The organism is Streptomyces sp. MZ04 (assembly GCF_004684775.1).
Classification (GTDB): domain Bacteria; phylum Actinomycetota; class Actinomycetes; order Streptomycetales; family Streptomycetaceae; genus Streptomyces.
Map to the genome: position 1 here is coordinate 1 of NZ_SRIC01000242.1, position 13,055 is coordinate 13,055.

10 protein-coding genes, 1 pseudogene and 1 riboswitch are annotated in these 13,055 nt (G+C 72.5%); of the genes and pseudogenes, 4 read left to right on the forward strand and 7 right to left on the reverse strand.

Annotated features, from left to right (window positions below; all coding sequences use genetic code 11):
• From E2651_RS33510 to E2651_RS33540, 7 genes and pseudogenes are all read right to left on the reverse strand, one after another.
• Nucleotides 1–1,018: pseudogene (locus E2651_RS33510) on the reverse strand (ABC transporter ATP-binding protein); the annotation flags it as partial.
• Nucleotides 1,019–1,119: 101 nt separating this feature from the next.
• Nucleotides 1,120–2,847, reverse strand: a complete 1,728-nt coding sequence (locus E2651_RS33515) for an ABC transporter ATP-binding protein (protein WP_135335020.1) — start codon at nucleotides 2,845–2,847, stop codon at nucleotides 1,120–1,122.
• A gap of 226 nt (nucleotides 2,848–3,073) precedes the next feature.
• The gene (locus E2651_RS33520) at nucleotides 3,074–3,199 is read right to left on the reverse strand and encodes a SapB/AmfS family lanthipeptide (RefSeq protein WP_135335021.1); all 126 of its coding nucleotides are present in this window, start codon (nucleotides 3,197–3,199) and stop codon (nucleotides 3,074–3,076) included.
• 30 nt (nucleotides 3,200–3,229) lie between these two features.
• Nucleotides 3,230–5,848, reverse strand: coding sequence for a class III lanthionine synthetase LanKC (lanKC, locus tag E2651_RS33525; protein WP_135335022.1), 2,619 nt, complete (start codon nucleotides 5,846–5,848; stop codon nucleotides 3,230–3,232).
• 204 nt (nucleotides 5,849–6,052) lie between these two features.
• Nucleotides 6,053–6,286 (reverse strand): ferredoxin, encoded by a 234-nt coding sequence (locus tag E2651_RS33530; protein WP_135335023.1) that lies wholly within the window; start codon nucleotides 6,284–6,286, stop codon nucleotides 6,053–6,055.
• Nucleotides 6,286–7,752: an aldehyde dehydrogenase gene (locus tag E2651_RS33535; RefSeq protein ID WP_135335024.1), complete on the reverse strand. Its 1,467-nt coding sequence runs from the start codon at nucleotides 7,750–7,752 to the stop codon at nucleotides 6,286–6,288. The genes E2651_RS33530 and E2651_RS33535 overlap by 1 nt, the downstream gene beginning before the upstream one ends.
• 132 nt (nucleotides 7,753–7,884) lie before the next feature.
• Nucleotides 7,885–8,265: a DoxX family protein gene (locus E2651_RS33540; RefSeq protein WP_245239387.1), complete on the reverse strand. Its 381-nt coding sequence runs from the start codon at nucleotides 8,263–8,265 to the stop codon at nucleotides 7,885–7,887.
• Between the two features lie 221 nt (nucleotides 8,266–8,486).
• On the opposite strand from E2651_RS33540, the gene E2651_RS33545 reads away from it, so the two are divergent.
• From E2651_RS33545 to E2651_RS33560, 4 genes are all read left to right on the forward strand, one after another.
• Nucleotides 8,487–9,536: an MBL fold metallo-hydrolase gene (locus E2651_RS33545; RefSeq protein ID WP_135335025.1), complete on the forward strand. Its 1,050-nt coding sequence runs from the start codon at nucleotides 8,487–8,489 to the stop codon at nucleotides 9,534–9,536.
• Between the two features lie 37 nt (nucleotides 9,537–9,573).
• Nucleotides 9,574–9,710: riboswitch (cobalamin riboswitch) on the forward strand.
• Nucleotides 9,711–9,831: 121 nt separating this feature from the next.
• On the forward strand, nucleotides 9,832–11,043 hold the full coding sequence (locus tag E2651_RS33550; RefSeq protein ID WP_135335026.1) for a prenyltransferase/squalene oxidase repeat-containing protein: 1,212 nt from the start codon (nucleotides 9,832–9,834) through the stop codon (nucleotides 11,041–11,043).
• 68 nt (nucleotides 11,044–11,111) lie between these two features.
• On the forward strand, nucleotides 11,112–11,732 hold the full coding sequence (locus E2651_RS33555; RefSeq protein WP_245239388.1) for an SCO2322 family protein: 621 nt from the start codon (nucleotides 11,112–11,114) through the stop codon (nucleotides 11,730–11,732).
• 65 nt (nucleotides 11,733–11,797) lie between these two features.
• Nucleotides 11,798–13,055: energy-coupling factor transporter transmembrane component T (locus E2651_RS33560; RefSeq protein WP_135335027.1), on the forward strand; the 1,258-nt coding region annotated here is incomplete at its 3' end.

Genomic DNA, 13,055 nt, shown 5'->3' on the forward strand with positions numbered 1-13,055 from the left:
TGAGCGTCTCGTGGGCTCGGAGATGTGTATAAGCGACAGCATCCGGGGCGGGTGCCTCACCGGGCGCGGGTGCCTCGTCGGCGGGTGGCGCCGCCTCCGAGACGGGCGCCTCACCGGGGGCGGGCGCCTCATCGGTGGGTGGCTCCGGCTCCGGGGTCCATGTCAGGCGCCGGAGGACGATTGCCAGGCGGGAGCCGCTCGTGCCCAGGCCGTGGATCAAGTTGTGCAGGGCCGGGAGCAGGGCCTGGGTGACGTAGGCGATGGCTCCCACCAGGGCGCCCGGTGTCACTCCGCGGTTCAGTAGCCAGGGGGCCGTGACGAGGAGCAGGACGAGCGGGAGCTGGCCGCCGGTCGCGAGGGCCGCCGTGCGCAGGACGCCCCAGCGGGCGAGGGCGCGGGCCGCCGCGTACTCCGTGGCGACGCCCCGGTCCAGGTCCTCGGCCACGTCCCGTTCCGCGCCCGCCGCCACCACGTCCCGCAACCCCGGCGCGACCGCGCCCAGTTGGGCCGCGATGCCCTCGTCCGCGACGAGGAACGCCTCCTGGCGCCGGGCCAGCGGACGCAGGCTCGCCGCGAACAGGGCGACACCGGCGAGCAGCGGCGGCGCGACCACCAGGAGGAGGAGCGGGGCCAGCGAGAACAGGCCGATCAGCGCGCCGGCCGCCGTGAAGGCGAAGGAGCGGGAGACCAGGACCAGGCCCGCGAACGTGTCCCTGGCGATCTCCACCTGCTGGGTGAGCCGGGACACGGCTGCACCGTCCGCTTCCCGCAGCCCACGGGCGACGACCTGCCGCACCAGGGTGTCCCGCAGCGGCTCCACCAGGTCGGCGACCGCGCGGTACACCCGCCCCGTCCCGTACGCGGCGGCCACGATACCCAGCGCCGCCGCACCGAGCCACCCGAGGCCGACCGTCTCGTCCCCCGCGAGAAACCCGTCGTCCAGGGCGCGCGCGAGGGCGTACCCGGTGAGGAAGGTCTGCCCGGTCTCCAGTACGGACCACAGGGCGAGCCGCAGCATCACCGTCCACCTGCGCCACAGGAAGCGGACGCCTCGGCGGTAGGGGCCTTGCGGGGCCGCCGAGGACGACGACTTCACATGCCTCGCGCGCCTCACGCGCCTCACGCGCCGAACACCTCCCGGTACTCGGGCCGTTTCCACAGTTCCGCGTGGGTACCGACCGCCCGGATCCGGCCGTCGTGCAGCCAGGCCACCGCGTCCGCGCGGGCCGCCGTCGTGGCGCGGTGGGCGATGATCAGGCGGCTGCGGTGCGGGGCGCGGTCGAGCAGGGCCTCGGCTATGTGATGTTCCGTCACGGTGTCCAGGCTCGACATCGCGTCGTCCAGGATGAGCAGCCGGCCGCCGCGCGCGAACGCCCTTGCCAGGCCGAGGCGTTGGGCCTCGCCACCAGAGAGGGGCGCCTGCGCGCAAGGCGTCGCGTAGCCGTCGGGGAGGCGGGTGATGAAGGGGTCGGCGTGGGCGGCGCGGGCCGCCTCGCGGATGCGGGGCGGGGCCGGCCGCGGGGCGCCGAAGCCGATCGTGTCCTCCAGCGTCGCGCCGAGCAGCGCGGGCCGCTCGAAGGCGTAGCCGATCTCGCTCCGCAGCTCCTCGCGGCTGAGCGAACGCAGGGGGACGCCGTCGAGCCGTACGTCGCCTGCGTCGGGGTCGGCAAGCCTGCCGGCCAGCGAGGCCAGCAGCGACTTGCCGGCACCGGAGCGGCCCACCACGGCGAGCGTGCCGCCGGCGGGAACCGTCAGATCGACGCCGTCGAGCACGGTACGCCCGCCACGGACCATCGTGACCCCGCGCACCTCCAGCAGCCCGCCCCCCGGGGGGAGTTCGGCATCCCCGTAAGGGGTCGTGGGCTCCTCGAGCACTTCCCCCAGCCGCCGCGCCGCGGCCCTCGCCCGTACGAGTGCCCCCAACTGCCCGACGAGCATCCCGATCCCGGTGGCGAGCACCGCGTACCGCGATGCGGCAAGCAACTCACCAACACTGATGCGATGTTGGACGACCAGATGCCCCGCGACCGCGACAACCGCGATCTGCAGGAGAGGCGCGACCGCGACGGCCTGCGCCTGGGAACGCCCCTGGACCCGCCACATCCGGTGCCCCTGGCGGGAGAGTTCGGGCAGCGCCCCGAGAACGCGCCCCGCCTCCTTCTCCTCGGTGCGCGCGGCCGCGATGGTCCGGGCCCCGCCGATCGCCTCGCCGAGGCGCCCCGCGATGTCCCCCTGGACCCGCTGATAGCGCGCCACGCAGTCGGAGGAAACCCGCACGAACGCCCGCAGGAGCAGGACGAGGACGGGCGCCCCGACGACGAACACCACGGCGAGCCGACCGTCGATCAGGGCAAGGGCCACCACCGCGCCGACGGGCGCGACCAGGGCGGCGAGCAGCGCGGCGAGCGTGGCGGGCGCGACGCCCGCGTGTGCCGCGTTGTCGATGAGGCGGGCCACCAGGTCGCCGGGTGCGAAACGCGCGGTGGCGCGTGGCCCGACGGCCAGCACATGGCGCCCGACGCGCCCGCGCAGCCAGGCCGTGGTGCGGGCGTTGGTGGTTCCGGTGAGGACGCCGTCACAGGCGTCGAGGAGCGCGCTCACGCCGATGAGCGTCGCGCAGACGAGGATCCAGCGGGTGGCATCGGCCCCGACATGACCGGCCGCGTACCCCACGAGGACGCCGTCCAGGGCACGCCCGATCGCGAACGGCAGAAAGAGACTCGCACCCGCGCCCGCGACACTGCACAGCGCGAGAGCCGTGCAGCGGGCGGCGCTGTAACGGGTCGCGGCCTTCAACAGGCCCGTGTCGTAGTCGGGTTGATGAGGACGGGTGGTGGTGATCGCCATGCGGTCCGGGTCCTCGCAGTCCTCGTGTCCGTGGCGGATCCGCCATGCTGGGGCGGCGGTGACGGGGCAACTGCCAGGGGACGCCAGTAGCAGCACGCCCGTGGCGCCTCCCACGCCAGAAGCCCCCCGTGCCGGGAGGCACCCCGCATCGACGGATCCGGGCGGGCCTCTGGAGTGAGGCCCGCCCGGGCCGTCGTCAACCGTGCCGGTCAGGCACGGGGCCGCATCACAGACAGAGCAGCACGCTCGCGGCACTCCAGCACAGAAGCAGGCTCACCTGGCTGCCGCCACCGCCGCCACCGCCACCGGTCATCTCGTCGGACTCCATGCTCTGCAGGTCGAGAAGCGCCATGATCTTCCCTCTCACTTGGAATGGGTGGTGTCACGACCCCGCGGCATGGCGGGACCGGCTCTGGGGCCGCCTCGGCGGCGGCAGGAAGGGGACGTGGGCGCCGCCGTCCCCCAGGGCGGCGGCGAGGGCGAGGAGACAGCCCGCCGTTCCGGTGTGCAGGTCCATCGAGAGACGCAGCATCTGGTTTCCGGGGAAGGCGAGTTGGCCCGCGTACGGCATGGCGAACCAGCCGAGTCCCTGGATCTGCGCGGCGACGTCCTCGGGGGTGATGCCGGGCGCGGTGCTGCGGTTGAGGTGAAGGAGCAGTCCGGCACGCCCCTGGAACAGGCCCGGTTGCACGCAGAAGCGTGAGCGCGCGGTGGCCAGGATGCCCGGCCGTGCCGCCTCGAACCCGGCGTCGTCCCGGTGCGCGAGGTAGTCGTCGATGACCATCCCGATGCCGACGCTGCCGTCGCCGAGGTACGGCATGGTGCGCCAGCCCTCGTCCACCCCGAGGCCGCCGTCCGGCCGCGCCACGCACCGCTCGAGGTCCGCCCGCAGGGCCCGCGCCGCCAGGTCGAGGAGCGCGGGGTCGCCGTTCCTCTCGTAGAGCCGCAGAAAGAGGAGTGCGGGGCCCGTGGCACCGTGCAGCAGACCGGCCCGTGGCCGCACCTTGGGCGAGCTCTCAGCAGCAGTCAGCCGTTCACCGATCAACTCCGCAGCGAGTAGGGCGTGTTGGGCCAGCCCCTCCTCGCCGGTGCTCTCCGCCAGGGCGTCGAGGGCCAGGCCAAGCCCGGCAAGGCCGCCGTGCAGATCGGAGGGGAGCCGCTGCCAGTTCTCCTGGAGGACGAGCTCCATCAGGTCAAGGGCGCGGGTGCGGTGGCCGAGGCGCTCGAGTACGTGCGCGATGCCCGCGAGGCCGTCGTCGAGTCCCAGCGGTGTGCCGGGCGGGGCGGGCTCCGTGTGCTTCAGGAGCCAGCGCTCGCCCTCCTCGTAGCGTTCGCCGCCGCTCTCGGCCAGGGCGAGCAGCACTCCGGCCGCGCCGTGCGCGAGGCCAAGACCGCCGCCGTCGCCGAACTGCGCGATGTCGCCCGGGAAGAGCCGGTCGTCGCGCTCCGGGGTGGCCGAGGCGAGGATGGCCTTGATCATGGAGTCCCGGCTGTACGGCCAGTCGGCGACGTCGGCGACGTCGCCGAGCGGTCCGGCCCCCCGCGCGGTCGGCCTGGCAGCGTCCCCGCCCCGCTCGATCTCCGCCACCGCTTCCGCAAGGAACTCCCCCGGCACATCAGGGAATTCGGCCGCGATCACCTTGGCCAGATGCGCGGCCTTTCCCCGGTCGACCGCGAGCAGCGTCGTGATCGGCAGGAAGAGGGCGAGCCGCAGACAGGCGAGGGCGTAGCGGTCGACGTCCACGCCCTTGCGGTCCGCCGGTGCGATGAATCCGGGGTGGGCCACGACCTGCCTGCCGTCGTCGCCGACCCGCGTCGCCGCCTCGAAGTCGAGGAGGGAGACGGACTGTTCGTCGGGCGCGACCATGATGTTGAACATGTGGAGGTCGTTGAAGACGACGCCCCGCTCGTGCACGGCCGCGACGGCCTCCTCGACGGCACGGTGGATCCGCAGCGCCCACGCGGTGTACGCGGTGACCACGTCGGCGTCCGGCTCGCTGACCAGCAGCGGATGCCGTTCCGCGAAGAAGGAGTTGAGGGTGCGGCCCTCGAGGAAGTCCATGACGAGGAAGCGGTGGCCGCCGAGTTCGAACCAGTCGCGCACCTCGGGCGCGACGCCGAGGCCCGCCAGCTTCTCGAGCGCGTCCCGCTCACGCTCCAGGCGGGCCACGGCGTCGGCCCCGTCCGACGCCAGGCCGGCGTGCGGCCGGCCCTCCTTCAGGACGACCTTGCCGCCGTCCCGGGTATCGGTGCCCACGTACACCCCGCCGCCGTTGGAGAAGTGCAGCGCCTTCTCCATGCGGTACGGCAGGTCGGTGACGGTCGTGCCGTTGCGCGCCGCCAGCTGGGATTCGAGGAACGGCGGCAGCGTCACCCACTCGGGGACCCGGAAGGCCGGGTCGCGCGAGTCGGGGACGAGACGGCCCTGGCCGTCCTCGACGGCGAGCACGAGACCGCCGCGCTCGTCGACGCACATGCGGCGGGTGAAGGCGCCGTACCTGACGTACAGCGGTCCTTCCCGCCAGCGCAGGTCGGTGAGGATGTAGGGGCCCTCGCACCCTTCGAGTATCTGGCCCAACTCGGTGAGAATCGCGTGCAGTTGATGCTCGTCGGCCGGATAGATCGTCACGAACTTGCCGCTGCCGTCGCGGCCCGCGTACTTGCTGTTGCGCAGGTGGAGCAGGTGCCGTCCCGCGATGAACTTGAAGGGGACGGCGCGCGGCACACAGTGGTCCCGGACCGCCGCGGCGATCCGGTCGGCGTTCTCCAGCGTGGCGGACACATGGATCTTCCAGCCCTGCTGGGGAGCGGGCCGCGCGTGCCCGTCTTCGCCGACGGGGGCGAATGTCAGCCAGTCGCCCTCGCGCGCCGACCGCCATCCCCGCGGGACCGGACGCCCCGCCGTCGCGAACTCGGGGGCGCTGCCGCCCACGGACAAGCGGTCCGGAGTCTCGTAGAAGACCTTGTCGGCCAGACAGTAGACCTCGTACCGCTTGTCCACGGTTTCCCCTCCCCATGCGGCGTCGCAAGGAGAGTTGCAGACCGCAAAGGGGGCGGACAGTCACAGATGTCATCGGCTGGGCATGCGGAACGCATACGTTAAGTAGCGTTCGCACCTGTTCGAGAGCACGCGATGCGCGCGGCGCACGGAGCGGACTGGACGCGCGCATCACGGAAGTGAAGATCTCTACAGAAACGAAATCCCTCAGTCCTCTGGCGGAAACACGACCTCCCCATTCCCCGTCAGAGTGATCGTGATCGCCTCGACCGGGCAGCCCTCCGCCGCCTCGAGGACCTTCTCGTTGGCGTCGGTGTCCGCGGCGACGGGGTGCGACTGCCGGGCGGAGTCGAGTTCGAAGCCACCCGGCGCGGTCAGCACACACATCCCCGAGCCGATGCAGACCGACCGGTCCACCTCGACGTGCCAGCGGTCCCCCATCAGGCACCGGTCCCTTCATGGCCGGACGGCAGATGGATCATCTTGTGCTCGAAGTACTCGCCGTACCCCTCGGGCCCGAACTCCCGCCCCACACCGGAGTTCTTGTAGCCGCCGAACGGTCCGAGCATGTCGAGGCTGAAGGTGTTCACGGAGTACGTCCCGGTCCGCACCCGGCGCGCGATGTCGATGCCGCGCTCCACGTCCGCCGTCCAGACGCTGCCGCTGAGTCCGTAGTCCGAGTCGTTGGCGATCTTCACGGCCTCGCTCTCGTCGCCGTACGGAAGAAGGCAGATGACCGGACCGAAGATCTCCTCGCGGGCGATGCGCATGGAGTTGTCGACGCCGCCGAAGAGCGTCGGCTCGACGTACCAGCCCTCGTCGAGTCCCGCCGGACGGCCGCCGCCCGTGAGGATCTTGGCGCCTTCCTCCTGGCCGATGCGGATGTAGTCGAGGGAGCGCTGCTGCTGGCGCTTGGCGACCAGCGGGCCGAGTTCGGTGGCCGGGTCGAGCGGGTCGCCGACCTTGAGCGCGCCGGCCGCGGCGGCGAAGGCCTCGGCGAACTCGTCGTAGCGGGAGTGCGGCACCAGGATGCGGGTCTGGGCCACGCACGCCTGGCCGTTGATCATCCAGGCGAAGGGCACGATGCCCGCGACGGCGCTCGCCGCGTCGGCATCCGGCAGGATCACCGCGGCCGATTTTCCGCCCAACTCCAGGGTCACGCGGGTGAGATTGCGGGCGGCGACCTCCATGACGCGCTTGCCCGCGCCGACGGAACCGGTGAAGGACACCTTGTCGACGCCGGGATGCCCGACGAGGTACTCGCTGACCTCGCGGTCCGCCGAGATGATGGAGAGCACGCCCTTGGGCAGCCCGGCCTCGGTGGCGATCTCGGCGAGTATGTACGCGTCGAGCGGCGCTTCCGGCGAGGTCTTGAGGATGACCGGGCACCCGGCGAGCAGCGCGGGCGCGAGCTTGGCGGCGGCGGTGAACTGCGGGACGTTCCAAGGGACCACGGCCGCCACGACGCCGACCGGCTCGCGCCGGACGAGGATCTTGCCGAGGGCTCCGTCGCGTGCTTCCTCGTACGTGAAGTCCCGCGCGACCGTGAGCGCCGCGTCCCACACCATCATCGCGGCGAGGGCCTGCACCATCACGCTGGAGGTGTACGGGGTGCCGTTCTCGGAGCTGATGACGCGGGCGATCTCCTCGTGCCGTACGGCGATCGCGTCCTTGATCTTCGTGATCACCTCGATCCGCTCGTCGAGGGTCATCCGGGGCCAGGGGCCCTCGTCGAACGCCTTGCGCGCGGTGGCGACGGCCCGGTCGACATCGGCGGGCGCGGCGTGCGGGACGCGGGCGAAGACCCGGCCCGTGTGCGGCGAGACCACCTCGATGACGTCCTTGCCGAGGGGGTCCACCAGCTCCCCGCCGATGAACAGCTGTCCGTGTTCCACGAGCTCGGTCATGGCTGACTGCCTCCTGCGGGATTCCGCCCTGCGCGGCACGCTTTCCGACACTTTCTGACACTGCCTCAGAACGCTTTGGCAGAACTGATACCAGTTCTAGTTCCAGGAGTCCACGGGGATGCCGCCCCGGCGTCAGATCCCCCGGTGGGCGAGCCCGGTGACCAGGGCCCCGGCGGCCAACACCCAGTAAGTGAGCGGATACTGGAGCCTGTACTCCCGTGCGCGCAGATGAAAGAAGACGGCGCCGCTGAAGAAGAGGACGAGTCCGACCGCCGCCGCCACACCGATGAGCGGCACGGCGAAACCGGCCAACAGGCCCAGCGCACCCGCCAGTTTGAGATGGGCGAGCGGGTACAGCCACGACCGCGGCACTCCCGCCCCGTCCATGTTCGCAAGCACCGCGGGAGATCGGGTGTAGTCGACGGCAGCGATGCAGACGTTGGCGGCGACCGCCAGGAGGGTGAGGGTGACGTAGGCGACGAACATGGTGAACTCCGTTCCAATGGCGGGCACTTCAGGCGAGGTGGGCGAGCTTGTCGGGGTTCATGACGTTGTAGACGCCGCGCACCCGCTCACCGTCCGGCGAGTGTGACCGGCGCCTCACTTCCAAGTCTCCTGACGAAACAGTCGACTTGGGCGATCATTGGAACTAGTTCTAGTTATGGTCGTGAGGGCTGAGGTCGCGTGAGGGCTGAGGTCATGGCCGTGCAGCCGACGAGAGACGAGGGCGCCCGATGACGCAGGTGGCCGATCCGCAGGTGACCGAGCACGGCGGGGGCGTATGGAGCATCAAGGTCCCCATCCCCGACAACCCCCTCGGCTTCACCCTCGTCCATCTCCTGGACACCGACAGCGGTCCCGTCCTGATCGACACGGGCTGGGACGACCCCACGTCCTGGGACACCCTGGCGGCGGGGCTCGGCGCCTGCGGCACGTCCGTCGACGCGGTGCACGGTGTCGTCATCACCCACCACCACCCCGACCACCACGGCCTGTCCGCCAAGGTCCGCGAGGCGTCGGGGGCCTGGATCGCGATGCACGAGGCGGACGCGTCGGTGGTGCGGCGCACCCGCTCCAACCCGCCGGGGCGCTGGTTCGACTACATGGTCCAGAAGCTGACGGCCGCCGGCGCCCCCGCCGAGCATGTCGCACCGCTGATCGCCGCCCGCGACGCGGGCCGCACGCCGAAGCTGCCGGGCCTGGCCCCCGCGCTGCCCGACCGGGACATCACGCCGGGCGAGCTGCTCGACCTTGCGGGGCGCAGGCTGCGCGCGATCTGGACGCCGGGTCACACCCCCGGCCACGTGTGCCTGCACCTGGAGGAGGAGCACCCGGCACGGCTGCCGGGCCACGGCCGCCTGTTCTCCGGCGACCATCTGCTCCCCGGGATCACCCCGCACATCGGCCTGTACGAGGACCCCGACGACGAGACGGTGACCGATCCCCTCGGCGACTACCTCGACTCCCTCGAGCGCGTCGGCCGCCTGGGTCCCGCCGAGGTGCTGCCCGCCCACCAGCACGCGTTCACCGACGCACCGGCCCGCGTGCGGGAGATCCTCGCCCACCACGAGGAGCGCCTGAACGACCTCCTGGCCCTGCTCGCCGCACCCCTCACCCCCTGGCAGCTCGCCGAGCGCATGGAGTGGAACCGCCCCTGGGCCGAGATCCGCTACGGCTCACGGAGCATCGCCGTGTCGGAGGCCGAGGCGCATGTGCGGCGCCTGGTGAAACTGGGGCGCGCGGAGGCGGCGGGGAGCGATCCGGTGCGGTACGTCGCGGTCTGAGCGCGGCGGGGCGGGCGCCCCGGGCTCCCCTGCTACGGGCCGGTAGAGTGACCCCCGTCGTCATCATGCCCGTACGGGGGAAAGCCGGTGCGAATCCGGCGCTGACCCGCAGCCGTATCCGCAGCCAACGCTCGCGGTAAGCCGGATTGCCCCGCCCGGAGCGTGACCGGCTCGCCTCATCGGAACCTCCGATGAACGGCACCGTCGAGGTATACGGAGCCGGAGCCGCCCGGTGCCGTGCCCGTCGCGTGCCCGTGCTGCCCCGCTCCCCGCAGGGAGAGGCACCCGCCGCATCATGAACGTTCGCCGCAGCGCAGCGGTCCTGGCCGCCGTCGCCGTGTTCGGTTCGGCCGCCGCCCCGGCCGCCTTCGCGGACACCGCGAAGCCGTCGCCCTCCGCCAAGCTCCCCTCCGGTCTGTACGGCGACAAGGACCCCAAGTTCGACGGGGTCTTCCGGCAGTCGTACGCCCTGCTCGCCCAGGACTCCGCCGGTGTGAAGCCCGCCGCGAAGTCCGTCGACTGGCTCACCGGACAGCAGTGCGCGAGCGGCGGTTTCGCCGCGTACCGCGCCGACGCGGGCGAGCCCTGCGACTCCAAGACGATGGTCGACAGCAACGCCACCGCGGCCGCCGTGCAGGCGCTCGCCGCGCTCGGCGGGCAGGACAAGACGGTCAAGAAGAGCGTCGACTGGCTGAAGTCGGTGCAGAACACGGACGGCGGCTGGAGCTACAGCCCCGGCATGGACTCCGACGCCAACTCGACCGGCATCGTGATCGGCGCGCTCGCCGCGGCCGACGAGAACCCGCGGTCGGTGAAGTCGCAGGACGGCAAGTCCGCGTTCGACGCGCTGCCCAAGCTCGCGATGGACTGCGGCAAGGACGGCGGCGCCTTCGGCCTCGCCGACATGAAGACCGGCAAGCTCTCGCCGAACGCGGACGCGACGGCGGCCGGTGTCCTCGGCGCCCAGGGGGCGGGCCTGGTCGTGCACCCGGCCGAGAAGGAGGCCGCCCCGAAGTGCGCGAAGGCGGACAGCGCCGAGCAGGCCGGGGCGAACGGCACGGGCTACCTCCTGAAGACCCTCGCCGAGGGCGACGACCACCTGATGTCGTCGCTGCCCGGCGCCAAGAACATGCCCGACCCGGGCAACACCGCGGACTCCGTGGTCGCCCTCGCCGCGGCAGGACAGCCGGAGCAGGCGAAGAAGTCGGCCCAGTGGCTGGCGAAGAACTCCGCGGCCTGGGCGAAGACGTCCGGGCCCGCCGCCTACGCCCAGCTGATCTTCGCCGCCCACGCCACGGGCCTCGACCCGCGCGACTTCGGCGGCGCCGACCTGGTCAAGCAGCTCAACGCCCAGGGCCCCGCACCGCAGGCCACCGAGCAGGCCGCCGACGAGAAGAAGGACGGCGACGGCGGCGTCAGCGTGTGGTGGATCATCGGCGTCGGCCTGGTCTTCGGCGCGGGCATCGGCTTCCTCCTGAGCAGCCGCAACAAGAAGTCGCAGCTGTGACCCGGGTCCGCTCCGGCCGCCCCGCACGGTTCGTGGCCGGGGCGGTCCTCGCCGCGCTCTTCGCCTCGCTGTTCGCGGTCCTGGCCGCCGCTCCCGCCCAGGCCGCCGGCTACCGCTACTGGTCCTTCTGGGACCGGGACGGCGCCAAGTGGGCCTACGCGACCCAGGGCCCGAGCACCGCACGCCCCGACGACGGGGCCGTCCAGGGCTTCCGGTTCTCCGTGTCCGAGGACTCGCAGGACTCCGCGAAGCCGCGCGGCCCCGCGGACTTCGGCACGATCTGCGCCAAGACCCCTGCCGAGGACGGCAAGAAGCGCGTCGCCCTCGTCATCGACTTCGGCACGGCGCAGGACGCCCCCGACGGGGAGACCCCGCCGAAGCCGCGTACCGCGTGCGCGCGGGTCGCCGACGACGCGACGAGCGCGGACGCCCTGGCCGCCGTGGCCAAGCCGCTGCGCTACGACAGCAACGCGCTGCTTTGCGCCATCGCGGACTACCCCAAGTCGGGCTGCGGCGAGCAGGTCTCGGGCAACGGACAGTCGGAGAAGAAGCCGACCACGGGCGAGTCGGCTCAGGGGAAGAAGGACGCATCCGACGGCGGCCCCTCCGTCGGCCTGATCGCGGGCGTGGCGGCCATCGCCGTACTCGGCGCGTCAGCCGTCTGGCAGGCCCGCCGCCGCCGCGGCTGATCCGCGCGATGAACGGTCCTGCCCATCGGTTCCGCGCCGCCCCGAAAGGGGCGCGGGGCTGTGACATGAGCGGCTCCGCCGCGTGGCCGCGCCCAGCCACATCCGACCCGCGGACTCAGTACCTCGCCCCCACCGCACACCGGAGCAACGCCCTGCACCCGGGCGCCTGGTGGGTGTGGGCGCTTGGCCTCGGCACGGCCGCGTCCCGCACCACCAACCCCCTGCTGCTCGGGATGCTCATCGGCGTCGCGGGCTATGTCGTCGCCGCCCGCCGGACGTCCGCCCCGTGGGCGCGGTCGTACGGCGCGTTCGTGAAGCTCGGGCTCGTCGTGATCGCGATCCGCCTGCTCTTCGCCATCATCCTCGGCTCACCGATCCCCGGTACGCACGTCCTGGTGACGCTCCCCGAAGTCCCGCTGCCCGACTGGGCGAAGGGGGTGCGGATCGGCGGCCGGGTGACGGCAGAGGGTCTGCTCTTCGCCCTCTACGACGGGATCCGCCTCGCCGGACTCCTGATCTGTGTGGGCGCGGCCAACGCGCTCGCCAGCCCGTCCCGGCTGCTCAAGTCGCTGCCGGGCGCGCTGTACGAGGTGGGGGTGGCCGTCGTCGTGGCGATGACGTTCGCGCCGAACCTGATCACCGACGTACAGCGGCTGCGGGCCGCGCGGCGTCTGCGCGGGCGGCCCGACAACGGCGTACGGGGACTGCTCCAGGTCGGGCTTCCGGTCCTGGAGGGCGCGCTGGAACGCTCGGTGGCGCTGGCCGCCGCGATGGACGCGCGCGGCTTCGGGCGCACCGCCGACGTCCCGGCCCGGGTACGCAGGACGACGGCCGCCCTGACGCTGGGTGGCCTGATGGGCGTCTGCGCGGGGACGTACGGCCTGCTCTCATCGGAAGGCGCGGGCTACGGCCTGCCCGTCCTCGCCGTGGGCCTGCTCGCCGCCCTGGCCGGACTCCGCATCGGCGGCCGCCGCTCGGTGCGCACCCGCTACCGTCCCGACCCCTGGGGCGTACGCGCCTGGCTCGTCGCCGGGTCGGGGATCGCGGTGGCGGGCCTGATGATCTGGGCATCGGCGTACGACATGGCCGCCCTGCACCCCGGAGTCGTCCCCCTGACCGCACCGACACTGCCGCTGTGGCCGGCGGCGGCGGTGCTGATCGGACTGCTGCCGGCTTTTGTGGCGCCGGTGCCGACAGAGGATTCGGCGCCCGTGCGCGCGGGGGAAGCGACCTCCGCGCCCTCCAACACGGAGCGGGCCGCGCCCGTCCCCCTGACAAAGCCCTCGCCCGCCGCCTGGCGAACAGCCTCGTCCTCCCCCGCCC